The 26,238-nt window shown below is 74.2% G+C and carries 17 protein-coding genes, 5 tRNA genes and 1 riboswitch; of the genes, 11 read left to right on the forward strand and 11 right to left on the reverse strand.

Going from position 1 to position 26,238, the window contains the following annotated elements:
- Positions 1 to 13: 13 nt before the first annotated feature.
- The 4 genes from IE109_RS31445 to IE109_RS31460 all read right to left on the reverse strand — a co-directional run bounded on the left by IE109_RS31445 (position 14) and on the right by IE109_RS31460 (position 2,042).
- Positions 14 to 87 (reverse strand) — tRNA-Phe (locus IE109_RS31445).
- A gap of 22 nt (positions 88 to 109) precedes the next feature.
- Positions 110 to 184: transfer RNA gene (locus tag IE109_RS31450), tRNA-Asp, on the reverse strand.
- A gap of 39 nt (positions 185 to 223) precedes the next feature.
- Positions 224 to 296, reverse strand: a tRNA-Glu gene (locus IE109_RS31455).
- Between the two features lie 81 nt (positions 297 to 377).
- Entirely contained in the window at positions 378 to 2,042 is a 1,665-nt protein-coding gene (locus IE109_RS31460) for a metallophosphoesterase family protein (protein ID WP_189554773.1), read from the reverse strand.
- Between the two features lie 59 nt (positions 2,043 to 2,101).
- Between IE109_RS31460 and IE109_RS31465 the strand changes: the two genes are divergently transcribed.
- From IE109_RS31465 to IE109_RS31495, 7 genes are all read left to right on the forward strand, one after another.
- The gene (locus IE109_RS31465) at positions 2,102 to 2,452 is read left to right on the forward strand and encodes a metallopeptidase family protein (protein WP_064072095.1); all 351 of its coding nucleotides are present in this window, start codon (positions 2,102 to 2,104) and stop codon (positions 2,450 to 2,452) included.
- Between the two features lie 95 nt (positions 2,453 to 2,547).
- Entirely contained in the window at positions 2,548 to 3,195 is a 648-nt protein-coding gene (locus IE109_RS31470; protein WP_189554774.1) for a hypothetical protein, read from the forward strand.
- Between the two features lie 321 nt (positions 3,196 to 3,516).
- Positions 3,517 to 5,688: a DEAD/DEAH box helicase gene (locus IE109_RS31475; RefSeq protein WP_189554775.1), complete on the forward strand. Its 2,172-nt coding sequence runs from the start codon at positions 3,517 to 3,519 to the stop codon at positions 5,686 to 5,688.
- Positions 5,689 to 5,827: 139 nt separating this feature from the next.
- Positions 5,828 to 5,900: transfer RNA gene (locus IE109_RS31480), tRNA-Lys, on the forward strand.
- A gap of 231 nt (positions 5,901 to 6,131) precedes the next feature.
- A tRNA-Met gene (locus tag IE109_RS31485) sits at positions 6,132 to 6,205 on the forward strand.
- Positions 6,206 to 6,375: 170 nt separating this feature from the next.
- Positions 6,376 to 7,545: a PP2C family protein-serine/threonine phosphatase gene (locus IE109_RS31490; protein ID WP_189554776.1), complete on the forward strand. Its 1,170-nt coding sequence runs from the start codon at positions 6,376 to 6,378 to the stop codon at positions 7,543 to 7,545.
- A gap of 226 nt (positions 7,546 to 7,771) precedes the next feature.
- Positions 7,772 to 7,906, forward strand: a riboswitch (cyclic di-AMP (ydaO/yuaA leader).
- An 11-nt stretch (positions 7,907 to 7,917) separates the two neighbouring features.
- Positions 7,918 to 9,051 carry a M23 family metallopeptidase gene (locus IE109_RS31495; RefSeq protein ID WP_189554777.1) on the forward strand — a complete coding sequence of 378 codons (1,134 nt, stop codon included), beginning with the start codon at positions 7,918 to 7,920 and terminating at the stop codon, positions 9,049 to 9,051.
- A gap of 95 nt (positions 9,052 to 9,146) precedes the next feature.
- Here the strand turns inward: IE109_RS31495 and IE109_RS31500 are convergent, their stop codons facing one another.
- From IE109_RS31500 to IE109_RS31515, 4 genes are all read right to left on the reverse strand, one after another.
- Positions 9,147 to 10,472, reverse strand: coding sequence for a PrsW family intramembrane metalloprotease (locus IE109_RS31500; RefSeq protein ID WP_189554778.1), 1,326 nt, complete (start codon positions 10,470 to 10,472; stop codon positions 9,147 to 9,149).
- Positions 10,473 to 10,699: 227 nt separating this feature from the next.
- A complete protein-coding gene (gene trmB, locus IE109_RS31505) occupies positions 10,700 to 11,464 on the reverse strand; it encodes a tRNA (guanosine(46)-N7)-methyltransferase TrmB (RefSeq protein WP_189554779.1) in 765 nt (254 codons plus the stop codon).
- An 82-nt stretch (positions 11,465 to 11,546) separates the two neighbouring features.
- Complete coding sequence (lhgD, locus tag IE109_RS31510; RefSeq protein ID WP_189554780.1) at positions 11,547 to 12,764, reverse strand: L-2-hydroxyglutarate dehydrogenase; 1,218 nt, start codon at positions 12,762 to 12,764, stop codon at positions 11,547 to 11,549.
- Between the two features lie 61 nt (positions 12,765 to 12,825).
- Positions 12,826 to 14,262 (reverse strand): NsdA family TPR-like regulatory protein, encoded by a 1,437-nt coding sequence (locus IE109_RS31515; protein WP_189554781.1) that lies wholly within the window; start codon positions 14,260 to 14,262, stop codon positions 12,826 to 12,828.
- A 673-nt stretch (positions 14,263 to 14,935) separates the two neighbouring features.
- Between IE109_RS31515 and IE109_RS31520 the strand changes: the two genes are divergently transcribed.
- Positions 14,936 to 17,053: an asparagine synthase-related protein gene (locus IE109_RS31520; protein WP_189554782.1), complete on the forward strand. Its 2,118-nt coding sequence runs from the start codon at positions 14,936 to 14,938 to the stop codon at positions 17,051 to 17,053.
- A 352-nt stretch (positions 17,054 to 17,405) separates the two neighbouring features.
- Here IE109_RS31520 and IE109_RS31525 read toward each other — a convergent pair whose 3' ends face one another.
- Both IE109_RS31525 and IE109_RS31530 read right to left on the reverse strand, forming a co-directional pair.
- Positions 17,406 to 19,412, reverse strand: coding sequence for a sigma-70 family RNA polymerase sigma factor (locus IE109_RS31525; protein WP_189554783.1), 2,007 nt, complete (start codon positions 19,410 to 19,412; stop codon positions 17,406 to 17,408).
- A gap of 149 nt (positions 19,413 to 19,561) precedes the next feature.
- Complete coding sequence (locus tag IE109_RS31530; protein WP_189554784.1) at positions 19,562 to 20,374, reverse strand: TetR/AcrR family transcriptional regulator; 813 nt, start codon at positions 20,372 to 20,374, stop codon at positions 19,562 to 19,564.
- 401 nt (positions 20,375 to 20,775) lie between these two features.
- Between IE109_RS31530 and IE109_RS31535 the strand changes: the two genes are divergently transcribed.
- Both IE109_RS31535 and IE109_RS31540 read left to right on the forward strand, forming a co-directional pair.
- Complete coding sequence (locus IE109_RS31535) at positions 20,776 to 22,128, forward strand: NAD(P)/FAD-dependent oxidoreductase (protein WP_229891816.1); 1,353 nt, start codon at positions 20,776 to 20,778, stop codon at positions 22,126 to 22,128.
- Positions 22,129 to 22,363: 235 nt separating this feature from the next.
- Positions 22,364 to 24,016 (forward strand): ATP-binding SpoIIE family protein phosphatase, encoded by a 1,653-nt coding sequence (locus IE109_RS31540; RefSeq protein ID WP_189554786.1) that lies wholly within the window; start codon positions 22,364 to 22,366, stop codon positions 24,014 to 24,016.
- On the opposite strand, the gene IE109_RS31545 is transcribed toward IE109_RS31540, so the two are convergent.
- A complete protein-coding gene (locus IE109_RS31545; protein WP_189554788.1) occupies positions 24,013 to 25,278 on the reverse strand; it encodes an MFS transporter in 1,266 nt (421 codons plus the stop codon). The genes IE109_RS31540 and IE109_RS31545 overlap by 4 nt on opposite strands.
- Before the next feature lie 142 nt (positions 25,279 to 25,420).
- Here IE109_RS31545 and IE109_RS31550 point away from each other — a divergent pair, with 142 nt between their 5' ends.
- Positions 25,421 to 25,960 carry a MarR family winged helix-turn-helix transcriptional regulator gene (locus IE109_RS31550; protein ID WP_189554787.1) on the forward strand — a complete coding sequence of 180 codons (540 nt, stop codon included), beginning with the start codon at positions 25,421 to 25,423 and terminating at the stop codon, positions 25,958 to 25,960.
- Positions 25,961 to 26,238: the final 278 nt, after the last annotated feature.

Consider the following 26,238-nt stretch of genomic DNA (forward strand, 5'->3'; position numbering starts at 1 on the left):
GGTAGGGCGGCGGTGGCTGGGGCCGGGGTCGAACCGGCGACCTTCCGCTTTTCAGGCGGACGCTCGTACCAACTGAGCTACCCAGCCACGCGGCTCTTTCGAGCCGCAGCGGTCCTGACGGGATTTGAACCCGCGGCCTCCACCTTGACAGGGTGGCGAGCACTCCAAACTGCTCCACAGGACCAAGCAATGTGCGAGCACCAGTCTCGCACATGGTGATGCGTGCCCCCAACGGGATTCGAACCCGTGCTACCGCCTTGAAAGGGCGGCGTCCTGGGCCACTAGACGATGAGGGCTAAGAGGCCCGCCTGGGCGCTTCGTCAGCGCGTCGGGGACGTGAGAAGCATATGGGATGCGGGGACCGTTCGCCAAAACGGTTACGGGGAGCGGGCCGGGGCGGGCCTCCGGACGGGGGAAGCGGGGGAACCGGCGGGGCCCGCGGACCGGTCGGCGGACGGTGTTCCGGAGGGCGGACCGGCCGGGCTGCCGGACGAGGAGCCCGTCGGGGTGCCTGACGGGCTGCCGGACGGGCTGCCGGACGGGGCGGTGCCGGGGTTCTCCTCCACGACGTGGCGGCTCACCTCGGCGGTGGTCAGGCCCAGGCCGCCCAGGGTGATCTCGTCCCACGCCTGGAGGCGGCGGGTGTCGCGGTCCAGGTAGAGGACCGAGGCGTGCACCTTCTCCGGCTCGTCCTTCTCCAGCGCGCGCAGGCCCCCGCCGCCGGTGGAGCCCTCGATCTTGAGGCGGGTGCCCTCCGGCAGGAGCTTGTTCACCCGGCGGTGGACGTGGCCGGCCAGCACCAGCGGGACCCGGCCGTCGGTCTCCTGGGCGGCCACCGGGTTGTGGGCCACCGCGATGTCGGCGGGTGTGCCCGCCCGCGCCTGCGCGGCCAGCGAGGCGGCCAGCCGCGCGCCCGCCGCGCGCTCGGCGTCGTCGCCGGCCGCCAGCACCGAGCGGTCCGGCGTGAACTGCGGGTCGCCGGTGCCGGCCACCCGGAGGCCGGCGACGGTGACGGCGCGGCCCTCGTCGAGGACGTGGACGTTCCGCAGGCCCTCCAGGTACCGCTGGGTGACCGGCGAGTCGTGGTTGCCGCGCACCCAGACGTACGGGGCGCCGAGGTCGCTGATCGGGTCGAGGAAGCCGTTCTCGGCGGCGGTGCCGTGGTCCATGGTGTCGCCCGAGTCGATGATCAGGTCGATCCGGTACTGCTCGACGAGCGAGCGGATGATCTCCCACGCGGCCGGGTTCAGATGGATGTCGGAGACGTGCAGGACCCGCATCGTGCCCGGGTCGGGCTGGTAGGTGGGGAGCGTCGAGGCGGCGTCGTACAGCTTCGTCACATTGGTGACCAGCCGGGCGAGTTCCTTCTGGTAGACGTCGAACTCACTGACGATCGAGCGGGCGTTGCCGACCACGGACGGCGCGGACGACAGCAGCCCGGAGAACTTGGGCTCCAGCACGGACTTGGGGTTCCAGGTGGCGTACGCCGACACGCCGGCGGCCCCCAGCAGCGCGAGGGCCAGGCCACCGGCCGCCAGGGCGCGGCGGGGGCGGCGGTAGACGGCGAGGCCGAGGGCGGTGGCGCCGGAGACGACGGCGACGCAGGAGCGCAGGGCCAGGTCGCGGGTCCCGTCGGCGACGTCCTGGGTGATCTCGTCCTGGAGGCCGGTGATCCGTTCGGGGTGCTCGACGAGCGCCTGGGCGCGGACCGGGTCCAGCTGGTCGACGTCCACGTCCAGGCGGATGGGCGCGGTGTGCGAGTCGAGCTCGAGGGCGCCCAGCGGCGAAACGTTGATCTTCGTTCCGCCGTTCAGGGAAGGCCGCAGGGTCATGCTCGTGTCCATCGGCCCCACCGGCGTACGGACGCTGCCGACGATCAGGAGGCCCAGCCACGCGCCGAGCAGGACCACGCAGACCAGACCGAAGGCGCGGGCATACGGGTGAGGGGCGTGGACCAGGGCGGATGTGGGGGCGGAGCGTCGGGAGCGATAGTGCCGCAGCAGGCGGGCGTGGGTGGTGCGAAGGGCAGCTCGGGCGGCCATGGGCGCCGTATGCCCAAGCGGACGGGTCACTATGCCCGGCCATCCGTGACAATGGCCGCGTGCTGGAGATGACACGCGAGGAGTTCGAGGAACTGGTCGCCGAGGCGCTGGACAGGATCCCGCCGGAGCTGACGCGGCTGATGGACAACGTCGCGGTGTTCGTGGAGGACGAGCCGTCGCCGGACGACCCGGATCTGCTGGGGCTGTACGAGGGCACTCCGCTGACCGACCGGGGCGAGTGGTACGCGGGCGTCCTGCCCGACCGGATCACCATCTACCGGGGGCCGACGCTGCGGATGTGCGACTCGCGGGAGGACGTGGTCGCCGAGACGGAGGTGACCGTGGTGCACGAGATCGCCCACCACTTCGGCATCGACGACGAGCGGCTGCACGAGCTCGGGTACGGCTGACGGCCGGGCGACCCGGGCGCCGGGGCGGGCGTGTCCTTGTGGGGCCTGGGGAGTTGGGCAGGGAAACCCCGTCCCGCACCCCTGGAGGTGCCCTCGTGCGCCAACTGCCCGCCCCCGTCCGATGGGCCGTCACCGCGCTGGCGGTAGCGGCCTCCGCAGGCTCCGTCAGCGGCTGCATGAGCGTTTCCGACGAGGGCGCGAAGCCGGGTCCCGCCAGGTCCGCCGGCCCGTCGGGAGCCGCGGCGGCGGAGCCGGACGGCGTCGCCGGCGCGTCGGGCGGGCTGCACGAGGCGCGGACCGGGCCCGGCGTGCAGGGCCAGGCGGGCGGCGCGCCGGGCGAGGAGGACGGCGCGTCGCCGGAGCCGAGCGGTGCGCCGGGGCGGGCGAAGCCGTCGGGCAAGCCGTCGGCCCAGGCGCCGGCGGGCGGGAAGCCCGGGGCGCGGCCCGCGCAGCCGCCCGCCCCCTCGCCGTCGGGCGGCGGGGGCACGGGCGGAGGAGGCGGCGCGGCCGGCGGCGGCGGGGCCTCGCCGAGCCAGCCGCCGCCTCCGCAGCCTGAGCCGACGGAGCCCCCGCCGCCGACGCCCACGCCGACCCCGCCGGCCGAGCCGAGCCCGGAACCGACGGACCCCCCGTCCGCGTCGCCGGCCGCCGATACCCGTACGCAGGCGCTCTTCGCGCCGGACGGCCGCCGTGCGGGCCCCGCGGCGGAACCGGTCGCCTCGCCCCAGGCCGCCCCCGCGTGACCGCCGTACCGCGGGGGGCGGGGCGCACGCGCGCACGGGCCGCGCCGCGACGGCCCCCGCGGGGCCGTCGCGGGCTCACGGGGTGGGCTGAGGCGGACGTCACAGCCGGGGTGGCGTGGACCGGTTTGCGCTGAGTGGGGGAGAGTGCGTATGGTGGTAGATCGTTTGATCCCATGTTCCCCTTTGCCCGGCGCCACTACCGAGAGCGCCGCGTGTGGCGCGTACTCTCCCTTGCCGTGGCTGACCGCATCGAGGCGGTCGAATTGCGAAACACGGAGTTGACGGGCGCGTGCCGAGACTCCGGAAGGTTTCGCATTTCGCATGTCCATTTTCAGTTCTGACCACGCCGTCATGCCCGAGAACACCGACCTCGACGAGAGCGTCATCGCTCTCGAGGACGAGGTCGTCGAGTCCCCGGAGCAGCAGACCGCCGACGAGCCCGAGCTCACCTTCGGTGACCTGGGCCTGCCCGAGGGCATCGTCCGCAAGCTCGCCCAGAACGGCGTGACCTCCCCCTTCCCGATCCAGGCCGCGACCATCCCGGACGCCCTGGCCGGCAAGGACATCCTCGGCCGCGGCCGTACCGGCTCCGGCAAGACCCTCTCCTTCGGTCTGCCGCTGCTCGCGTCCCTCGCCGGTGGCCACACCGACAAGAAGAAGCCCCGCGGCGTCATCCTCACGCCGACCCGTGAGCTCGCGATGCAGGTCGCGGACGCCCTCCAGCCGTACGGCGACGTCCTCGGCCTCAAGATGAAGGTCGTCTGCGGCGGTACGTCGATGGGCAACCAGATCTACGCCCTCGAGCGCGGCGTCGACATCCTCGTCGCCACCCCGGGCCGGCTGCGCGACATCATCAACCGCGGCGCCTGCTCCCTGGAGGCCGTGAAGATCGCGGTCCTCGACGAGGCCGACCAGATGGCCGACCTGGGCTTCATGCCCGAGGTCACCGAACTGCTCGACCAGATCCCCGAGGGCGGCCAGCGCCTGCTCTTCTCCGCCACCCTGGAGAACGAGATCGACAGCCTGGTCAAGCGCTACCTGGTGAACCCGGTCACGCACGAGGTCGACCCGTCCGCCGGTGCCGTCACCACGATGACCCACCACGTCCTGGTCGTGAAGCCCAAGGACAAGGCGCCGGTCACCGCCGCGATCGCCGCCCGCAAGGGCCGCACCATCATCTTCGTCCGCACCCAGCTGGGCGCGGACCGCATCGCCGAGCAGCTCCAGGACACCGGCGTCAAGGCCGACGCCCTGCACGGCGGCATGACGCAGGGCGCCCGTACGCGCGTCCTCGACGACTTCAAGAAGGGCTACGTCAACGCGCTCGTCGCCACCGACGTCGCCGCCCGTGGCATCCACGTCGACGGCATCGACCTGGTCCTGAACGTGGACCCGGCCGGTGACCACAAGGACTACCTGCACCGTTCGGGCCGTACCGCCCGTGCCGGCAAGTCCGGCGTGGTCGTGTCGCTGGCCCTGCCGCACCAGCGCCGCCAGATCTTCCGCCTCATGGAGGACGCGGGCGTCGACGCCACGCGCCACATCGTGGGCGGCGCCGGGGCGTTCGACCCCGAGGTCGCCGAGATCACCGGCGCCCGGTCGCTGACCGAGGTGCAGGCCGACTCCGCGAACAACGCCGCCAAGCAGGCCGAGCGCGAGGTCGCCGACCTCACCAAGGAGCTGGAGCGCCTCCAGCGCCGCGCCGTCGAGCTCCGCGAGGAGGCCGACCGCCTGGTCGCCCGTGCCGCCCGTGAGCGGGGCGAGGACCCGGAGGCCGCCGTCGCCGAGGTGGCCGAGGCCGCCGAGGCCGAGGTGCAGGCGGCCGTCGAGTCCGTACCGGCGCAGCCGGCGCGTGACTCCCGTGAGCGTGACGAGCGTCCGTCCTCGTACGAGCGCCGTGACCGCCGCGACGACCGGGGCAACTACGAGCGCCGTGACCGCCGTGACGACCGGGGCGGCTACGAGCGTCGCGACCGTGACGACCGTGGTGGCCGCTCCTTCGAGCGCCGCGACAACGACCGTGGCGGCTTCCGCCGCGACGACCGCCCGTCCGGTGGTTTCCGTCGTGACAACGACCGTCCGTCCTCGGGTGGTTTCCGTCGTGACAACGACCGTCCGGCGTCCGGTGGTTTCCGTCGTGACAACGACCGTCCGTCCTCGGGTGGTTTCCGTCGTGACAACGACCGTCCGGCGTCCGGTGGTTTCCGTCGTGACAACGACCGTCCGTCCGGTGGTTTCCGTCGTGACAACGACCGTCCGTCCGGTGGCTTCCGCCGCGACGACCGTCGCGACGACCGCCCCACCGGCGGCCACCGCGGCAGCGACCGTCCGTTCAACCGTGACCGTCGCGACGACCGCCCCGCGGGCGGCGGCTTCCGCTCCGGCGGCCACGAGCGCCCCTACGGCCGCCGTGACGACCACCGCGGTGGCTCCAGCTCCGGCTCCTCCTTCGGGCGCCGCGACGACAAGCCCCGCTGGAAGCGCAACGGCTGACGCATAACCCCCGGACAGGGCCCGTATTCCGCGAGGAGTACGGGCCCTGTCCCGCTTCGGCGGCGCGACGGCCCCCGTTCACCCGATACCCGATCGGACGGCGGGCGCGGTGGGGCTATGCTCAGGGGTGACTCGTCGAGGGCCGTTAGCTCAATTGGCAGAGCAGCGGACTTTTAATCCGTTGGTTGTGGGTTCGAGTCCCACACGGCCTACCGGGTCGGCAGCCTCGACAAGGCGCCGAACCAACGTGTTCCCGCCCCGTCCGGATCCTTCCGGCCGGGGCGCACGTATGTCCGAGGGGTGCGGCGTGCGGCGGGCCGGGGCGGCGGGTGTGACGGGCGCTGGGACGGGCGGCGAGCGCGACCGTTTTGTCGCCCCGGGGCGGCTACCAGGGATATTGGTTAGGGATAGTGCGCCGGATGGCGTAAGGTGGTGTTCACCGACGCGGGGTGGAGCAGCTCGGTAGCTCGCTGGGCTCATAACCCAGAGGTCGCAGGTTCAAATCCTGTCCCCGCTACTGAAGACGAAGGCCCGGTGCATTACGCACCGGGCCTTCGTCGTACCCGGGCCGGGGCCGGGTGTCACCCGGTCGGCGGACGCACGCCCGCCGCGCGGCGCGGCTCCGGGCGGCCGGGGTGGGGCGCGGTACCGTCCGCAGCCGTGGGTGGACCGGGCAGGAGGCCAGCGGTGGGGCGACGAGCGCGGGACGGGGCGGGCGGGCCGGAGGGTGCCCCGCGGGTCCGGGGGTTCGTCCGGTCGCTGCCCTGGCTGCTGATCGCGGGGGGTGTGGCGTACGACCTGCTGACCCCGCCGCGCTTCACGGCCGTGCCGCTGTTCGCCGCGGCCCCGCTCGTCGCGGCGCCGCTGTTCACCGCCCGCGCCACGCTGCTGTCCGGTCTGGTCGCGGTGCTGGCCATGCTCGCCCTCCACGGGGGCAACGGCACCCTGGACGAGACGCAGTCCGTGACGGAGATCCTCACCGTGACGGTGGTGGCCGCGCTCGCGCTGCTGATCAACCGGGTGGTGCGGCGCAGTGGTGAGCGGCTCGCGTCGGCCCGGGTGATCGCCGAGACCGCGCAGCGGGCGGTGCTGCCGACGCCCGCCGAGCGGATCGGTGGTCTGCAGGTGGCGGCGCGCTACGAGGCCGCGCAGGCGGACGCGTTCATCGGGGGCGACCTGTTCGCGGTGCAGGACACGCCGTACGGGGTGCGGCTGGTGGTCGGGGACGTGCGCGGCAAGGGGATGGGCGCGGTCGAGACGGTGGCGGTGGTCATCGGCGCGTTCCGGGAGGCGGCCGAGCAGGAGAGTTCGCTGGAGGGCGTGGCGCAGCGGCTGGAGCGGGCGCTGGCCCGGGAGGGGACGCGGCGGGACGGGCTGGACGCCTTCGAGGGGTTCACCACGGCGGTGCTGGCGGAGATCCCGCGCGGGGAGGCGGTGGTGCGGGTGGTGGACCGGGGGCACCCGGAGCCGCTGATGCTGTACGCGGACGGGGGCGTCGAGCTGCTGGAGCAGGCGGAGCCGGCCCTGCCGCTGGGCATGGCCGACCTGGGGGCGTGGCCGGACCGGGCGTACGAGGTGCCGTACCCGGCGGGCGCGACGCTGCTGCTCTACACCGACGGGCTGTCGGAGGCGCGGGACGCGGCGGGGGTCTTCTACGACCCGGTCGCGCGGCTGGCGGGGCGGCTGTTCCCCGGGCCCGAGGCGGTGCTGGACGCCCTGGTGGGCGACGTACGGCGGCACACGGGGGGCGGGGCGACCGACGACCTGGCGCTGCTGGCGGTGAGCCGCCCGGCGGAGGGGCAGCCCGCACGGCGGCGGACGATTCCGGTCGTGCCCCCGGGCGGACACGGTGGGTGAGCGGCGGGTGCCGCTGTGCATAACGACTGACACACCGTCAACATCAGTGTGGCCGGTGAATGTTTCCGATGAACGGTCAACTCGCCCTGGTGTGTCCAGGTGTGGCCCGGTTGCTCCATGGCCCGTCAGGTTAATGATCAGTAGGAACGGCTTGGAATACGGAGCCCGCGTCTATTAACGTTCGATAACGCAGCGCGGTCGTCCCAGTCGTCGCAAGAGACGGCACCGCGCGCGTGCGCCGAATTCCGCAAGGGAACCGGGGAACCACCACCTTGGGGTGAATCGGGCCGAAGTGGGCCCGTAGGAGACCTTCCTGCTCCGAACCCGTCAGCTAACCCGGTAGGCGAGAAGGAAGGAAAGGAGTGCGCCTCCGTGGCGTCCAACAGGCCTGCCCCCGAAGCCCCGTACGGCTCCATCGGTTCGTTCGACTCTTCGGGTATCCCGGACGCCGCAGATGTAAACGGGCAGTGGGAGGAATGGAACCCCACCGAGGAAACCGTCCGCCCCGTCCGGGGCCGTCACCGCGTGGCCAAGCAGCGCGGCGGCCTCGCCCGTAGCTCCACGGTCCTCGGCGTCGGCGTCATCGCCGCGGTCGGCGCGGGCGGCATGGCCACCGCGCAGGACAAGCCGGCGGTCTCCATATCCCTGCCCGACGTCATCACGGACAACCTCCCGGACGCCGAGTCCCTGCCCGGCATCGGATCGCTGATGTCCGGTGACGCCGACGCGGACGTGACGGGCTCCACGGACGACGGCGAGGCGGGCGACGGCCCCGTCACCGCCGCCTCCCTCACCGGCACCCCCACCGCCGCGCAGCACAGCAGCGGCGCCGACGCGGGCGAGGCGCTGCGCGCCCGCATCCTCCAGCAGGCCGAGCAGCAGCAGGCGTCGGCCGACGCCGAGGCGAAGGCGGCCGCGGAAGCCGCCGCTGCCGAGCAGGCCGCCGCCGAGGCGAAGGCCCAGCAGACCGCCGCCCAGAAGCAGGCCGCCGCGGCGAAGGCCGCCGCGGAGGCGAAGGCGGAAGCGGAAGCCAAGGCGAAGGCCGAGGCCAAGACCGCGGCCGCGGCGAAGGCCGCGGAGGAGGAGCGGGTCGCGGACCTGGCCGGCAGCTGGTCCCTGCCGACCTCCTCGTACACCATCACCTCCACCTACGGCCAGGCCGGCAACATGTGGTCCTCCGGCTACCACACGGGCCTCGACCTGGCCGCGCCCACGGGCACGCCCGCCAAGGCCGTCCACGGAGGCACCGTCAAGTCGGCCGGGTGGTCGGGCTCCTACGGGTACCGCATCGTCCTGGAGCTGGAGGACGGCACGGAGGTCTGGTACTGCCACCTGTCGTCGATGACGGTCGGCGCCGGGCAGACGGTCGGCACCGGCGAGACCATCGGCCGGGTCGGTGCCACCGGCAACGTCACCGGGCCGCACCTGCACCTGGAGGTGCACACCGCCGGCGGCGAGGGCATCGACCCGCTGGCCTGGCTGCGCGGCAAGGGCCTCACCGTCTGAGGACCCGCTCCCGGAGGCGGGCCTGGCGGCATCCCCCCGACGCCGGGGCTGCCGGTCCCGTTCCGGGCCGCGCGCCCGGTCGTCCGGCGTGCCCTTCAGTGGCGGTACGGGTTGTAGCCGCCGTAGTCGAGGTGCGGGGGCGGCGTCCACACCCGGCCGGTGACCCGCGCGGCGTACGTCAGCGCCGGCCCGGCCACCGCCTTGCGCTGCCACAGGTGGTGCAGCAACTCCTGCTCGCGCGCCATGAAGTCCGGGCCCACCGCGCCGCGCCGGGCCCGGTGGCGCAGGAACGCCAGCGAGGTCGCGAACGTCTCGTACTCGCCGACCGCGCGGGCCGCCGCCGGGCCGAAGCAACGCGCCGCGTACCCGCGGGCCAGGGAGCGCGCCCGCATGGAGGCGAGCGCGAGCGGCTCCGCGGGCGTGAGCCAGCCGGCCGCGGCGTACGCGGGCAACTCGCCGGATATCGTGCGCAGCTCCCGCTGCCGCGACCAGATGGCCAGCCACGTCAGCAGCCCGAACGCCGGCACCATGAACGCCCCGTACACGGCGTAGAAACCCCACGGCCCGTACGCCGCCGAGCCGTTCCACAGGGCGTGCGTGCCCATCGCCAGCGCGAGCCCCAGCGCCGGCAGCGCGACCCGGCGGACCCTCCTGCGGCGCGCGGTCATCGCGGCGAGGCCGAAGCCGACCCCGGTGAGCACGGTGAACAGGGGGTGCGCGAACGGCGACATGACGATCCGCACGAAGAAGGTCGCCGCCGTGACCGACGCGAAGCCCGACGTCCCGAACTGCTGGTCCTCGCCGAAGGCGTTGCCGAGATAGAGGATGTTCTCGGTGAAGGCGAAACCGGTGGCGGTGAATCCGGCGATGACCACGCCGTCCACGATCCCGGTGAAGTCCCGCCCCCGGAAGACGAAGACGAGCAGGACGGCGGCGGCCTTGGCGCTCTCCTCCACGACCGGCGCGACGACGGTCGCGCCCAGCGTGTCGGCGGACGCGGGGTCGGCGGTGGCGGTGGCTATCCAGCGGGTCGCGAAGGTGTTGGCGACGATCGCGACCAGTGCGGCCGCGCACGCCCCCCAGGCGAACGAGAACAACAGATTCCGCCACGGGCCCGGCTCCACCCGGTCCAGCCAGCGGAACGCGGCCATGAGCAGCGGGACGGGCAGCAGGGCGAGCCCGAGCCCGACCAGGAAGCCCTCCGTGCCGGTCTGTTCGCGTACCAGCGCGAGGATCACCAGCCCGCACAGGGCGAGCACGACGGCGACCGCGGAGGCCCGCACCACCCTGCCGCGCCAGAAGGCGCGGCGGGGGCGGTAGTGCCAGTGGGCGCGCTCCGGAACGGCGTCGAACGACGGCTGTGGTTCGTACGCCGGGACGGCCGGATACGACGACTGGGCTTGCGCAGACGAATGGGACACGCGATCGACCCTAACGACCGGCACCGACAGACGGCGACGACATTGCCACGCCAGGCAGGCAGGCCGGCGAACCGGTCACGGCAGGCGCGGCATGTCGGACGGTGCGGCGGGCGGCATGTCGGACGGTGCGGTGTACGCGCGGAGGGCGGTACGCACAGGCGTCACGGCCGGGCCGGGCCGGGCCGGGGTGGTGCGGGGCGTGGTGCGGGCGCGGGTACTGCGCGCCGTCACACCCGCGCGAACAACAGGTCGTGCACGACGTGCCCCTTGTCGAGGCCCTGCCCCTCGAAGCGGGTGAGCGGCCGGAACGCGGGGCGCGGCGCGTAGCCGCCCTCGGGCCGGGTGTTCTCGAAGTCGGGGTGCGCGGTCAGCACGTCCAGCATCTGCTCGGCGTACGGCTCCCAGTCCGTGGCGCAGTGCAGCACGGCGCCGGGCTTCATCCGCGAGGCCGCCAGGCTCAGGAACTCCGGCTGGATCAGCCGGCGCTTGTGGTGCCGCTTCTTGGGCCAGGGGTCGGGGAAGTACACGCGGACGCCGTCCAGGGCGCCGGGCGTCAGCATCTCCCGCAGCAGGATGATCGCGTCGCCGTTCGCCACGCGTACGTTGGTCAGGCCGGCCTTCTCGGCGAGCGAGAGCAGGTTGCCCTGGCCCGGCGTGTGCACGTCGACCGCGAGGATGCCGGTCGACGGGTCGTCGGCGGCCATCTGCGCCGTGGCCTCGCCCATGCCGAACCCGATCTCCAGGACGACCGGGAGCCCGCCGAACAGCTCGCCCAGGTCGAGCGTGCGCTGCCCGTCGATGTCCAGCCCCCACACGCCCCACAGCCGTCGCAGGGCATCGCCCTGCCCGGGCGTGACGCGGCTGCGGCGGGGCTGGAAGCTGCGGATCCGCCGTTCGAAGTGCGACCCGGCGGGGTCGGGCGCGGGGCCCTCGGGGAAGCGGGGCTCGCCCTTGGGCCGGCGGGGGACGGCGGTTTCACGGGACTCAGACACAATGCCCCGATTCTACGGCGCCCCCGTCGCGCACCGCTCCGGGCGGTGGTCCCCCGGGTCGCGCACCGCTCCGGGCGGCGGGTCACCCCAGGTGCGCCAGGGCCCGCCGGGCGACCTCGCGGCCGATGGGGAGGGACGCCGTCGCCGCTGGGGACGGGGCGTTCAGTACATGGACCGTCCGCGGCGCCTCGCGGATCAGGAAGTCGTCGACCAGGGTGCCGTCCCGCAGCACGGCCTGGGCGCGGACGCCCGCCGGGGCGCGGTGGAGGTCGTCCGGGCCGACCGACGGCAGCAGCCGCCGTACCGCCTCGGTGAACGCCCGCTTCGACACCGACCGGTGCAGCTCGCCCGCCCCGTACCGCCAGTGGCGGCGGGCTATCCGCCAGGAGCCCGGCCACGCCAGCGTCCCGGCCAGGTCGCGCGGGCGGACGACCGACCAGCCGTACCCCTCCCGGCCCAGCGCGGGCACCGCGTTCGGCCCGACGTGGACGCCGCCGTCGATGCCCCGGGTGAGGTGCACGCCCAGGAACGGGAACGCCGGGTCCGGCACCGGGTACACCAGGCCCCGCACCAGCTCGGGCCGGGCCAGCTCGTAGTACTCGCCCCGGAACGGAACGATCCGCATGCCCGGGTCGTCGCCCGCGAGGCGCGCCACCCGGTCGCAGTGCAGCCCCGCGCAGTTCACCAGGACCCCGCCCCGGACGACCGTCCCGTCACCCGTCCGCACGGCGACGCCCCAGGGGCGCCGGTCCACGGCGACGACCTCCGAGCCGTACCGCACGTCCGCCCGGGACGCCTCCGCCAGCTGCGCCGCCACCGCCCCGTAGTCACACACGCCGGTCGTGCCGACGTGGATCGCGGCGACGCCCCGCACCCGCGGCTCGTACTCGGTGATCTGGGCCGGGCCCAGCTCCCGCACCGGGATGCCGTTCTCCCGGCCCCGCTGGACCAGGGCGTGCAACCGGGGCAGCTCGGCCCGCTCGGTCGCGACGATCAGCTTGCCGGTGACCTCGTGGGGCAGGCCGTACTCCGCGCAGAACTTCACCATCTCGGCGGCGCCCCGCACCGCGTACCGCGCCTTGAGCGAGCCCGGCCGGTAGTAGATGCCGCTGTGGATCACCCCGCTGTTGCGCCCCGTCTGGTGCCGTGCCGGGCCCCGCTCCTTCTCCAGCACCACCACCCGTGTCCCCGGGGCGGCGCGCGTGATCGCGTACGCCGTCGACAGCCCGACGATCCCGCCGCCGATCACGAGCACGTCGCAGTCGTATCTGCCGTCGCCGTACGCGGACACCTGTGCCACCTCCCACCCCAGATAGTGCACTGGCCCACTGACAATGGCCTTAAACCAGGTGGGACACGGCTCACGCCGGAGCCATCAGGAGCGGACGGGCCCGCTCCCGCAGCTCCGCCACCCTGGGCTCGTCGCCGTACGGCTCCAGCCGGTGCAAAAGGTCGCGTACGTACTCGGTCGTACGCGCCGACGAGATCCGCCCGGCGACCTCCACCGCGCGCGTGCCGGCCGCGCAGGCGGCGTCCAGGTTGCCCGACTCCAGTTCGGCCACGGCGCTCACGACCAGCCGTAAACCGTGCGACCGGACGTACTCCTCCGTCGGCCGCGACAGGGCCTGCTCCGTGAACCGCCGCACCTGGCGCGGCGCCTTGAGGTCCCGGTAGCACTCGGCGGCGTCCGCGCAGAACCGGTCGTACGAGTAGAAGCCCAGCCAGGACGGGTCGGGATCGCCTTCCCGGGACCGCTCCAGCCAGCCCTCCGCGGCCCGCAGCGCCGCCCCGGCCGCCGCCGCGTCCCCCGCCTTGGCGTGCGCCCGCGCCTCCACCAGCCGGAAGAAGGACATGGTCCGCGCGGTGGCCAGGCCCCGGTTCCGTTCCAGCGCGGCCTGCGCCAGGTCGACGCCCTCGTCGGCGAAGCCCCGGTAGGTGGCCTGGAGCGACATCGAGGCCAGCACGTACCCGCCGAGCGGTACGTCGGCGGCGGCCCGCGCGAGCCGCAGCGCCTGGATGTAGTAGCGCTGGGCCGCCTCCTGCTGGCCGGTGTCGAAGGCCATCCAGCCGGCCAGCCGGGTCAGCTCGGCGGTCGCGCCGAACAGCGCCCGGCCGACCTCGTCCGAGTACGAGCCGAGCAGCAGCGGGGCCGCGTCCACCCGCAGGCACTCGGGCACCATCGACGACCGCCAGTCCCCGCCGCCGTACTTGGAGTCCCAGCGCCGGGCGTCCTCCGCCGCCTCCCGCAGTTTCGCCACGTCGCTGTGGCCGACCCGCACCGCGCCGCCCTCGTCCGCGGGGCCGTCCGGCGCCGCCGCCACCGACCGTTCGACCGAGGAGTCCGCGGGCGTTATCAGCCACCGGGAGGCGGGGGTCGCGTACGCGCTGACCGCGAACGAACCGGCCAGCGACTGCCAGATCCCGCCACCGCCCGCCCGCCGTCCGGCCAGATCGAGCCGGTACAGCTCGGTCGCCGACCGCACCGCCTCGCCGATGTCGCGCGGGAAGGCCAGCCCCACCTCGGGCGCCGGGTCGGCGTCGGCGAGCCCGATCTCGTGCAGCGGCACCGGGCGGCCCAGCTTCTGCCCGATCGCGGCCGCGATGAGGTGCGGAGCGGCGCCCTGCGGCACCATGCCCTTCGACACCCACCTGGCGACCGACGTCTTGTCGTACCGAAGGGTCAGACCGCGCTGCGCCCCGAGGTCGTTGACCCGCCGGGCCAGACCGGCGTTGCTGATTCCCGCGAGGGCGAGAACGGTGCCGAGCTTCTCGTTCGGCCCGCGTTGCTCCCTGGACATGCGCCACCCCTCGACCCACAGACGGCCGCCGCGACGCCAGGCATAGGCGCGCGGCATTCGTAAACCCAGCGTAGTTCGCCGCATCCCCACCGTTAAGGGGCGGTGTTCCGTATGGCGGGATTGTTGTGCGAACGGGTGGTCGCGCGGCCGGCCGGCGCCCGGCGGGTGCGCGGGCGCTGCGCGGTGGGGGCGTGCGGCCCCGCGGTGCCTCGCGCGCGGGCGGCGCACGCCCCTCGCCGGTGCTTCGCCCCCGCGCCGTGCTCCCGGTGTGTGGCCGTGCGCCTGTCCGTGCGCTCTGGCTCGTCCGGTGGGGGAGCGCTTCCATGGGTGCTGCGTGGGTCGGCCCGCCGTACTGGAAAGCGGCGGGCTGGGGGACACCGCCGCCTCAATCCCCGCGGGTGGCGGACCGGTCCGGGAGGCGGACAGCGCCTCCCGGGCCACGCTTGTGGGCGAGTATGTCAGCTCTTGTACGGTTCGATCAGGCACGGAGATTGGCCGAATAGCGCCCATCGTTCGGTGGGCCGAACCGTTTCCGGACCGTCGCCAACTGGCCAATGCCAGCGGCGCGTTCCCTTTTCACGGGGCACGGTCCGTCGACCCTCCCGCACGCCGTTGTCGTGGCAGCATGTCTTCATCAAGAGGGCTGGGTTGTCCACAGGCTGTGGAGGCGGCGATGCGGTGGCTGGTGGGGTGGAGCAGTATCGCCGCGCGTTTCGGAACGGGCTTCGCGACCGCAGGGGCGGTCGGCACCGATGACGAGAACGCCACCCTGCACCCCGTCGGCGCCCAACTCCTGTGGGGCGACCCCGATCCGCTGTGGGCGGTCGGCGACTGGCGCCCCGACGAGGTCCGCGTCGTCGCCGTGGACGCCGACACCCGCCTCGCGGTGCTGGGCTGCTGCGCCGCCGACGACGACCAGCTGCGGGTGGGGCTGTTCGCGGCCCGCGGCGGCGCCATGCGTCACCTCACCGCCTGGCCGGGCAGCTACACCGCCGTCGCCAAGGTCGGCCGCCGCATCATCGTCACCGGCGACCTGGCCGGCGCCCGGCCCGTCTTCCACACCCCGTGGGCGCGCGGCACCGCGTACGCCACCGCCGCCCTGCCCCTCGCCGACCTCATCGAGGCCCAGCTCGACATCGGCCACCTCGCCGCGCTGCTGGCCTGCCCCGAGACCCCGGAGGCGCTGCGCGACTCGACTCCGTACGTCGGCGTCAAGCGCGTACCGCCCGGCCACGCGCTCGTACTGCGCGAGGGCTCCCGCGAGATCACCGGGTACGAACCGGTCGCCTCGCTCGCCGTCGCGGCACCCCAGATCGACCCGGACCGGGCGGTGGACGGCGTACGCGACGCGCTCGTGGAGGCCGTCCGCGCACGGCTCACCGCCCCCCGGCACGCCCCCGAGACGCTGCCGCCCGACCCCGGGCCCGTCCCCGGCATGGGCCCCGCCGAACGGCGCGCCGCGCGCGGAGCGCCCGCGCCCGGGATCGGCGCCGACCTGTCCGGAGGCAGCGCGTCCGGCACGCTCGCCCTGCTCGCGGCGGGCCTGCCCGGCGTACCGGGCACGATCCTGGGCCACGGCACGGAGGCCGGCGAACGGCTGCTCGCCGTGACGTTCAACGACCTGGCCACCGGCGGGCGTGACGCCGAGGCGGAGCGGGCGCGCGCCCGCGCCATCGCCGAGAACCCGCGCCTGCACCACGTCGTGGTGGCCGCGTCCGAGGAGGCCCTGCCGTACGCCGAGCTGGAGGGGCCGCTCACCGACGAACCGGGGCCCTCCCTGGTGACCGCCGAACGGAACCGGCGGCGCCTCGCGGCGGGCAGCGCCGACCACTTCACCGGGCACGGCGCACGACAGGTGCTCGACGCGCACCCCGCGCGCCTGGCCGACCTGTTGATGGACCGCCGGCGCCGTCACCTGCTGCGGCCGGTCACCGCCCTCGCCAAGGCCACCGGGCCGTCGGCCGGGTCCCTGCTCGTGCCGCTCACCGTCTACCGGGCCGCCCGCAAGCTGGCCCGTACGCCCTACCGCGCCGGTCTGGAATCGGTCGCCGACCGGCTCCTGGAGGCCAACCGGTCGGCCCCCGCCGTCAACGGCCCGCTCTCGGCGTCCCTGGCGGCGCTGGCCTGGGCGCGGCCCGGGCCCGCCGCGCGCTGGCTGACCGGCGAGGCCCTCGCAGAAGTATCGGTTCGTCTCCATCAGGCCGCGACCAGACCGACGTCGGTCCAGCGCCCCGGTGAGGCCCGCGCCCGTGCCGCCCTCGCCCGGTACGCCGCCGACCACCGCGTCCTGGAGCAGGCCGCCGAGGTCCGCAGCCAGCGTCTCCACTCCCCGTTCCTCGACAACCAGGTCGTACGGGCCTGCCGCGACCTGCCGGAATCGCTGCGGGTCCAGCCCGGCGCCCGCGCCGCGATCCTGCGCACCGTCCTCGCCGGCGCGGGCATCCACGACCTGCCGCCCGGCTGGGGCGCCACCTCGCACGCCCCGGCCGCCGCCGCCGGCCGCGCGGGGCTGCGCGCCGCCCTGCCGGAGTTGATGGCCCTCTTCGACGCGCCGCTCCTCGCCGACGCGGGGCTGATCGAGGCCCGGGTCGTCCGCAAGGCCCTGCGCGCCGCCGGCGAGGGCGACCCGATCGCCCTGGACGGGCTGGCCGACCTGGTCTCCACGGAGCTGTGGCTGCGCCGCCTGCTGGCTCGCCGGGGCACCTGCTGGACCGGTACGGCGGCCCCGCGCCAGCGCGCCGTGGCCGCCGGGGTGCCCACGCGCCCCACACGCCCCACGCTCCCCGCCTGACCGGGGCGAGGGGGTGGTCGGGGGATTGCCGGGGCGTCGTCGGGCGCCGGGGACGCGGCCGAAGCGCGGTCGGCAGCCGGGGCGTTGGCGGGAGAGGGGTGCGGGGCGAAGGGCGGGCGGTGGTCGAGGCGTCGGCGGGGGCGCGGGCCGAAGCGGGGCGCGGTCGGAGGACGGGCGGGAACGCGGCCCGGGAGCCGGAAGCGCGGGCGTTGGCACGGGCAAGTGCGGGCGGCCGCCGGATCGCCGGGGACGGCCGGCCACGGCGGGCGGGCCGCCCGGGCCGTCATGTCCGGCTCTCGCGCTGCCGCCGGCTCCGGTCGCCCGGACGCGGCCGGTCGCGTCCGGGCACTCCCTAGCCGCAGCTGATCCGCGACTCCGCCCAGTCGGCGGGGGCCACGGCGCCGAGCGGCGCGGTCGGGTCGGGTTCGACGACCAGGCGGATGGTGCGGCGGCCCACGATCCCGACGCGCAGCGGCACCGCCGGGTCACCGCCGCGCAGCACCGGCGAGCGCCACAGCCGGGTGCCGTCCCCGTACACCGAGAAACGGACCGCGCCCAGCCCCAGCGCCATGTCGTCCACCCCGGCGAACGCCTCGTACGCCGAGCAGCGGCGGTTGAGGTCGATGGTGAGCGACGACCGGGCGTGCACGGTGACGCCGTGCCCGTACCGCTCGCCGCCGATGGACATGCTCCAGCGCTGCCACATCCAGCCGGACTCCCCGAGCCGGACCTCCGGACCGGTGTGATCGCCGTAGAGGCCGTAGCCGAGCCGGTTGACCTGGTAGACCACGGGGGGTGCCGGCGGCGCCGGTGGCGACGGCACCGCTGAGGGCGGGGCGGGCTCCGGGTCGGCCGGCGGCGCGGGGGCCGGCGCGGGTGCGGCGGGCGCGGGTGCGGCGGGCGCGGGCGGCGCGGCCGGGGGCGCGGCGGGCACGGCCGGGGGCGGCGCGGCCGTCGCGGACGGCGCGGGCCGCTGCGGCTTCCGGCCGGGCGGGACCGCCTGCGCTTCGGGCATCGGCGCCGGGGCGGGCGGCGGGGTGGTCCGGCTCGGCGCGGCCACCGGCTGCTGCGGTACGACGGGCTCGACGGCGGGCGGGCGTGCTTCCGGGGCGGGCGCGGGCCGGGGGCTGCCGGACAGCGCCCACACCAGCCCGGCGACCGCGGTGACGGCCACCGTCACGGCGACGCCCGCCTTCGCCGGCGCGCCGAGCCCCTCGGCAGCGGCCCCACCGGTCCCACCGGCCGCTCCCGATCCGCCCGCCGCGGCCGCCGCTCCCGCCCCGGCGCCCGCGGCACCCGCCGCGCCCACGGCGGCCGATCCGGCCGCCTTGAGCGAGTACCCGGCCGCGAACCAGCCGATGACGGCGACCGGCAGCAGCGCGGGAATCCCGGCGTTGACCTGTTCCAGCTCGCCCACCGCCAGCCGGCACCGGGCGCACTCCTCCAGGTGTCGGCGCAGGCCCCGTTCGGCCCGCGTCCGCAGACCTCCCCGGGCGTAGGCGCCCAGCCGGTCCGCGTAGCGCGCGCAGTCCCCGCCCGCGGTGAGCGACCGGCTCACGTGTGCCTGGAGGTACGCCTGCTTCAGCCCCTCCCGGGCCCGGCTGGCGAGCACCGCCGTGGCGTTCGCCGTCAGCCCGAACAGCGGCGCGACCTCGCTGGGCGACTCCTCCTCGACGGTGGTGTGCCACAGCACCGCCTGCCACCGCTCGGGCAGCGAACGGAAGGCCCGCATGGCGAGCGACCGCTCGGCCTCGTGCATCGCCCGCACGTCGGCGGCCGGTTCCACGGTGTCGGCGACCGACACCCCGGCGGGCCGCGCCGCCTGGGCGGCGAACACCGCGAAGTCCTCCACCAGCTGCTCACGCCTGGCCGTGGTCGTCCAGGCGGCCGCCACCCGCCGCACGGTCGTCAGCAGGTACGCCCGCACCGCGTGCTCGGGCCCCGCGCCCCCGCGTACCGCCTGGAGCGTGCGGGCGAACACCTCCGCCGTCAGGTCGTCCGCGGTGTGCGCGTCCCGGCAGCACGTCCGGGCGTAGCGCCGCACCGCCTCCGCGTGCCGGCGGAACAGCTCTTCGTACGCCGTGTCGTCGCCGTCCCGGAGCCGCCGGACCAGGTCGGCGTCCGACGGGGACGGCTCGACGGACGGCGGCGGTACGGAACCGGTGGTGCCGCCCTCGCGTGGTGCGGGCACGGTGGCTCCGGCGTCGCCGCCGGCCGCTGCCGGGGGCCCACCCGGGCCGCCCTGGTGCGGCACCTTCGGCGAGGGCGCGGCGGCCGGGGAGGGCAGCGGCGCGGGAGCCGGCCCGCCGGCTTCCCCGGCTCCACCGACGAACGGCTCGTCGCGACCCTCACCGCTCATCGCGGAAGCCCCCGTACCCCTGCTCAGACCCGGACATCGGGCAAGAGTGCCACAGGGAAGGGCCCCCGCCGGGGGCAAGCGGCCGTCAACCACTCATCCGGGGATATGACCCGAACGCCGGAGCCGGACATGCCCCGTTCGGGTGACCCCTAGGCCGGGCGGGACCGGAGCCCCTCCAGCAGGATGTCCAGCAACCGGGCCGACGCGGCGCTCTGCTGGGCCGCGTCCGGCAGCGAGGGCGCCGCCGTGGCGATGACCAGCAGCACGTCCGCCACGGTCACGTCGCCGCGCAGCTCGCCCGCCTCCCGGGCCCGGTCGACCAGCCGGCCGACCACCTCCAGCAGCTCCGACGCACCCGCGTCGTCCAGCTCCTCCGCCGGCACCGCGCGCGGCGAAACCACCCGCAGCTCCGGTACGGCCGGCACGCCCCGCTGCTGCGGCACCCGCGTCGCCTCGTCGGCGGACCCGGCCGCCGGCCCGGCGGGGACGTGGCCCGGCTCGTCGACGCCCACGCGCAGCACGTGCGGCGGCAGCAGACGGCCGGCGCCCGAGGCCACGGACGTCCGCAGGAACCGGGAGAGCGCCGACCACGGCTCCTCCTCCTGGCCCAGCGCCGTACGCGCCTGCTCGGTGAGCCGGGACGTCTCCTCCTCGGCTATTCGCCGCACCAGGACGTCCTTGCTCGGGAAGCGCCGGTACACCGTGCCGACCCCGACCCGCGCCCTGCGCGCCACGTCCTCCATCGGCGCCCCGTACCCGAGCTCGCCGAACACCTCCCGAGCCGCGCGCAGCACGTGCTCGAGGTTCCGCTGCGCGTCGACCCGCAGCGGCGCCGTACGGCCCGCGGGCCCGCCGGCGCCCAGCCGGCCGGTCACCCCGCCGCCGAGCCCCTCCGCAGAGGAAGCGGACGAAGCGGACGCCGAAGCGACAGCGGTCGACCAGCGCGAATCCTGAATATGCATATTTGTTCCCCCGGAAATGATGTGTCTCCCCCCGGAGACTCCCCCACCCTGACAACCGGGGCCCGGACCACACGCTCAGGTCATGCGCAGCGACCCGTCTCCCCGACGACATACGAACATAGTTGAGTCGAGGTCAATTCAGAAGGGGCAGTTCCGACCGGTGCGCCCCCCGATCGGAGCAAGGACCGGAACGCTCCCGATTCTGCCCCCTCGCGCCACCCTCCTCCTCCGCCCTGACCTGCGCTCCTTCCCCCACCCGCGTCACCCGCGCCACCCCGGTCCCCGCCCGGCCTCCGGTCACACAATTCGCCGGGCCTGTGGACAAACGCCGAAGCGCGTTGCGTCATGGGAGGGTGACCGAACCTGTGCGCATTCTCGTTGTCGGCGGTGGCTACGTCGGGATGTACACCGCCCTGCACCTCCAACGGCTGCTCAAGGCCGAGCTGAGAAGCGGCACGGCCGAGATCACCGTGGTCACGCCCGACCCGTACATGACGTACCAGCCGTTCCTCCCCGAGGCCGCCGCCGGCAACATCTCGCCCCGCCACGTCGTCGTCCCGCTGCGCCGGGTCCTCCACAAGTGCCGGATCGTCATCGGCGAGGCCAAGGCCGTGGACCACGCCAAGCGCACGGCGACCGTCACCACACTCGCCACCGACGAGGAGGGCACGGGGCCCGTTGAGCTCACCTACGACGAACTGGTCATCGCGCCCGGCTCGATCTCCCGCACCCTCCCCGTGCCCGGCCTGGCCGAGTACGGCATCGGCTTCAAGACCGTCGAGGAGGCCATCGGGCTGCGCAACCACGTCATCGAGCAGATGGACATCGCCTCCTCCACCCGCGACCCCGCCATCCGCGACGCCGCCCTGACCTTCGTCTTCGTCGGCGGCGGCTACGCGGGCGTGGAGGCGCTCGGCGAGCTGGAGGACATGGCCCGCTACACCGCCCGGTACTACCACAACATCAAGCCGCAGGACCTGAAGTGGGTCCTGGTCGAGGCCACCGGCCGCATCCTGCCCGAGGTGGGCGAGGACATGGGTAAGTACACCGTGCGCGAGCTGCGCGCCCGCAACATCGACGTACGCCTCGAAACCCGTCTCGAGTCGTGCGAGGACCGGGTCGCCGTCCTCAGCGACGGCACCCGCCTCCCGACCCGGACGGTCGTGTGGACCGCCGGCGTGAAACCCGCGCCCGTCCTCGCCCACACCGACCTCCCCCGCAACGAACGCGGCCGCGTCAAATGCACCGCCCGCCTCTCCGTCGAAGGCGTCGACCACGCCTGGGCCGCCGGCGACGCGGCGGCCGTCCCCGACGTCACCGCGGACGAACCGGGCCGGGAGTGCGCGCCCAACGCCCAGCACGCGGTGCGCCAGACCAAGGTGCTGGCGGAGAACCTCGTCGCCTCGCTCCAGGGCCGGCCGCTCAAGGACTACGCCCACAAGTACGCGGGATCCGTCGCCTCGCTCGGCCTGCACAAGGGCGTCGCCCACGTCTACGGCCGCAAACTCAAGGGCTACCCCGCCTGGTTCATGCACCGCGCCTACCACCTCAGCCGTGTCCCCACCTTCAACCGCAAGGCACGCGTCCTGGCCGAGTGGACACTGGCGGGCCTCTTCAAACGGGAGATCGTCTCCCTGGGCTCCCTGGAGCACCCGCGCGCCGAGTTCGAGCTCGCCGCCGGGCCGCCGCCGCCCGAGCCCCAGGACGAGGCGTCCAAGGGGGGAACCGCCGACGGCGGCGCGAAGTCCGACTGACAGGAGGTCTCCGACAGGAGGTCTCCTGTCAGGAGGTCTCGCACAGGAGATTTCCGAGACGAGGTCTCCCACGAGAAGCCCCGGCCGGAAGTCCCCGACGAGGCGGAGTCGCGACAGACGGCTCTTGTCAGTGCGGTCGGTCACACTGGACGTGTGACCATAGGTGGGCCCACACCTGCACAGAGTGACTCAGCACGGCAACGCACGGCACCGACACCATGAGGCATACAGATCCGTGAACTTCACGCGTTGGAGCGCCCGGCTCCCCGGTACGCAGCGCCGCGCCGCCGCGCGCGGCACCGACCACGGGGTCTCGCCGGCGCAGCGGGGCGACTCCGTACCCGCGGCGCGGGGTGAGTCCGACCAGCAGCCGGAGCCCGTGTCCGACGACGTCCCCGCCCTGGAGGACTTCTCCGTACGGGAGATCCTCGGCAGCCTGCCCGGCCTCGTCGCCCTCACCTACGGCCCCGAACACCGCGTCGCGTACGTCAACGACGCCTACGCCGCGGCCTTCGGCCCGCGCCCACCCGGCGCGACCGTCGCCACCGTCTGTCCCGAGCTCGCCGAGCTGGGCCTGCCACCGCTCATGGACCAGGTGCTGCGCAGCGGGAAGCCGCGTACGGTCAAATCCCGCCGCACGCACGCGGGGGGCTCGTACACGGTGACCTGCCTGCCCGTCGACACGCGCGGCACCGGCGAGTCCGGCGTCCTCGTCCACGCCGCCGACGTCACCGACCACGCGGAGGCGGCCGAGCGGCTGAGAGCCAGCGAGCGCCGCCACCGCGAGACCGCCGTCACCCTGCAACGCTCGCTGCTTCCCCAGGAGTTGGAGCAGCCCGACGACCTCCGTGTGGCCGCCACCTACCAGCCGGGCGGTACGGACGCGGCGGTCGGCGGCGACTGGTACGACGTGATCACCCTCGGCGCCGGCCGCACCGCGCTCGTCATCGGCGACGTCATGGGCCGCGGCGTCCGCGCGGCGGCCGTCATGGGCCAACTCCGCACCGCCGTGCGGGCCTACGCCCGCCTCGACCTGCCGCCCCACGAGGTGCTCCAGTTGCTCGACGGCCTCGCCGCCGAGATCGACGCCAGCCAGATCGCCACCTGCGTCTACGCCGTCCACGATCCCAACGAGGGCCGCCTCGTCTACGCCTCGGCCGGCCACCTGCCGATCCTCGTCCGGGACGAGGACGGCACCGTGCGCCGCGCCGAGGAACCGACCGGGCCCCCTCTCGGCACCGGCGGCTGGCTCCACACCTCCGGGACCATCGCCCTCCCGCCCGGCTCCACCGCCGTCCTCTACACCGACGGCCTGGTCGAGCGGCGCCGGGAGGACATCGACGAAGGCGTCGCCGCCCTGGAGCGCGCCCTGTCCGGCGCCACCGGCAGCCCCCAGGTCGTCTGCGGCCGGCTGCTGCGCGCCCTCGGCGTCACCGCCGAGCACGACGACGACGTCGCCGTCCTGGTGCTCCAGCACCCCTCCCGTACCGGAGCGGACGCCGAGCTGTTCCACAACGCCGCCCTCGACCTGCTCGGCGGCGTCGAGGCGGCTCCGCGCGCGCGTGCCTTCGCCTCCGGCGTACTGTCCAGCTGGCGCTTCCCGGTCGAGCTGCGCGACCTGGGCGTGCTGGCCACCAGCGAACTGGTGGCGAACTCCCTCCAGCACGGCACCCCGCCGATGCGCCTGCGACTCCGCCGCACCGACCGGCGCCTGATCATCGAGGTGACGGACGGCGACGACCACCTGCCGCGCCGCCGCCGCGCCGAAACGGAGGACGAGGCGGGTCGCGGCATCTCGATCATCGCCACGATCGCCTCGTCCTGGGGCAGCCGCCGCACACCGGGAGGTGGCAAGGCTGTCTGGTGCGAGTTCGCGCTGCCGGGCTAGGCGGCGGTCTCCACGGCCCGCTCCGGCCGGTGCCGCGCCACCACTCGCGACTTCGCCACGAGGTAGGGGTGGTCCTGCGCCGGTGTGAGCTTCCGGCCCAGCCGCAGCGCCAGCACCGTGATGCCGAGCGAGAAGAGCACGAAGGTCACGATGTACGGACCGTGCAGCGCGGCCCCCATGGGCCCGCCCACGGCCGGACCGACCGCCAGTGCGAGCTGCTTGACCAGGGCGAAAGCCGAGTTGTACTGCCCGACCATCGACTCCGGTGCCAGATCGGCCACCAGCGGGGCCACGGTCGGTGACAGCATCGCCTCGCCCAGCCCGAACAGCCCGTACGTCGCGATGAACGCGGCCGTGGCCATGGCCTGGCTGCCGTGCCCGAGCCCGGCGTACCCCGCGATCAGCCACGCCACGGTCCAGATGAGCCCGACCCACGCGATCACCCGCGTCCGCCGGCGCCGCTCCACGAACCGCAGCACCAGGAACTGGGCCGCGACGATGACCGCGGTGTTCGCGGCCAGCGCCATGCCGAGCGCCGACGGCTCGATCCCGGCGGCCTCCGTCCCGTACGCGGCGAGACCCGACTCGAACTGCCCGTAACAGGCGAAGAACAGCACGAACCCCAGTACGCACAGTTGCACCATCGCCCGGTGCCCGAGCAGCGCCCGCAGCCCGCCCCGGGACTTCTCGTCCTTGGGGGCCTGGCCGATGGACGGCGTGCGCGGCATCGTCACGGTGGCCGCGATCCCGGCCAGCACCAGGAACATCGCTGCCTCGATCGAGAAGAGGAGCAGGAAGCTGCCCGGCCGGCTCTCGTCCACGAGCTGCCCGCCGATCAGGCCGCCGACCCCGAGCCCGAGGTTCTGCAGGAAGAACTGTGTGGCGAACGCCCGGGTCCGGGTCGCCGTGGGCGAGCACCAGACGATCATCGTGGCGAGAGCGGGCTGCATCACCGCGGTACCGGCGCCGAGCAGCGCCGCCGACCCGACGACCGTCGGGACGCTCCCCGCCAGGCCCATGCCCAGCGCCCCGGCGGCGGCGAGCAGAGCGGCCCCCACCAGGACGGGAAGCGGCCCCCGGCGGTCGATGGCCCGCCCGGTGAAGGGCAGGACCACCAGAGCGGCCATGGCGAAGACCGCCAGCACGGCCCCCGCCGTACCGGCGCCCAGGTTCCGCACCTGAGCGACATACAGATAGAGATACGGAACGGTGAACCCGAGCCCGAACGCGCTCAGCACGTTCCCCGCCTGGATCCGGCGCATCGCAGCGCCCATCGCCTTGGTCACACTCACCCACTTCGACTCTGTAGGACTCAGTCCTGAAGACTTCAATACTAAAGTTCGATGCTTAACTGTACACATCGAAGGACTTCAACGCCAACGACCGTCATGGGATACTCCCCGCATGTCCGACACCCAGGAACCGAGCCTCGACGAACAGATCGCGGCCTATCAGCGCGAGTTCCGCGACCTCGACCCGCAGGTCGAGAAGGTGGTCTCGGCCCTGGGCCGGCTGAACCGCCGCATGAACGTCGCGTACGGCCGCCAGGTCGCCGAGCTGGGTATCAGCAACGCCGAGTGGGAGGTCCTCAAGCACCTCGTCCTCTCCGGCGCGCCCTACCGCCTGGGCCCGGGGGAGCTCGCCAAGCGCCTCGGCCTCACGCCCGCGGCCATGACCCACCGCATCGACCGCATGGCCACCGACGGCCTGGTCACCCGCGACCGGGACGAGAACAACCGGGTGCGTGTCATCGTCGAGCTGACCGACGAGGGCCGCACCAAGTGGCTGGAGGCCATGCGCATGGCCACCGCCTTCGAGGAGGACCTGCTCCAGGACCTGTCCTCGGAGGAGCGCGGAGCCCTGGGCGAGATGCTGATCCGCCTCCTGCGTCGCGTGGAGCACGCCCAGCCCGACGCCGGCGGCCGGCTCAAGGACCTGGACTGAACCGGACGTGGCCGACCGGGGGTTGACACACCCCATGTCGATCCGTAAAGTTCTTCGGGTTGCCACGGGGCCGTAACGGTTCTGCGGCAGCCATCCCGCCGCACTGCGCGGCAACCAAACCCAGCACGAACTCCCGAACGGGACGAATTTCGGCATGCCGAAATTCATTTCGAAGGCTCGATTATGAGCCGCCCGGGAAATCCGCTAGAGTTTGGGACGTCGGAACGGCCCAACAGCCGGAAAGACAACTCCCGCTGACTGGGAATCAGGCCCGAAAG

Source organism: Streptomyces lavendofoliae (assembly GCF_014649735.1).
In the GTDB taxonomy this organism is placed as follows: domain Bacteria; phylum Actinomycetota; class Actinomycetes; order Streptomycetales; family Streptomycetaceae; genus Streptomyces; species Streptomyces lavendofoliae.

Excerpts from the sequence above, each read along its gene's own strand:
- IE109_RS31520 (WP_189554782.1), top strand. The coding sequence starts at position 14,936 with ATGCGGTGGCTGGTGGGGTGGAGCAGTATCGCCGCGCGTTTCGGAACG.
- IE109_RS31535 (WP_229891816.1), top strand. The coding sequence starts at position 20,776 with ATGTACACCGCCCTGCACCTCCAACGGCTGCTCAAGGCCGAGCTGAGA.
- IE109_RS31550 (WP_189554787.1), top strand. The coding sequence starts at position 25,421 with ATGTCCGACACCCAGGAACCGAGCCTCGACGAACAGATCGCGGCCTAT.
- IE109_RS31525 (WP_189554783.1), bottom strand. The coding sequence starts at position 19,412 with ATGAGCGGTGAGGGTCGCGACGAGCCGTTCGTCGGTGGAGCCGGGGAA.
- IE109_RS31475 (WP_189554775.1), top strand. The coding sequence starts at position 3,517 with ATGTCCATTTTCAGTTCTGACCACGCCGTCATGCCCGAGAACACCGAC.
- IE109_RS31545 (WP_189554788.1), bottom strand. The coding sequence starts at position 25,278 with ATGCGCCGGATCCAGGCGGGGAACGTGCTGAGCGCGTTCGGGCTCGGG.
- IE109_RS31530 (WP_189554784.1), bottom strand. The coding sequence starts at position 20,374 with ATGCATATTCAGGATTCGCGCTGGTCGACCGCTGTCGCTTCGGCGTCC.
- IE109_RS31460 (WP_189554773.1), bottom strand. The coding sequence starts at position 2,042 with ATGGCCGCCCGAGCTGCCCTTCGCACCACCCACGCCCGCCTGCTGCGG.
- IE109_RS31515 (WP_189554781.1), bottom strand. The coding sequence starts at position 14,262 with ATGTCCAGGGAGCAACGCGGGCCGAACGAGAAGCTCGGCACCGTTCTC.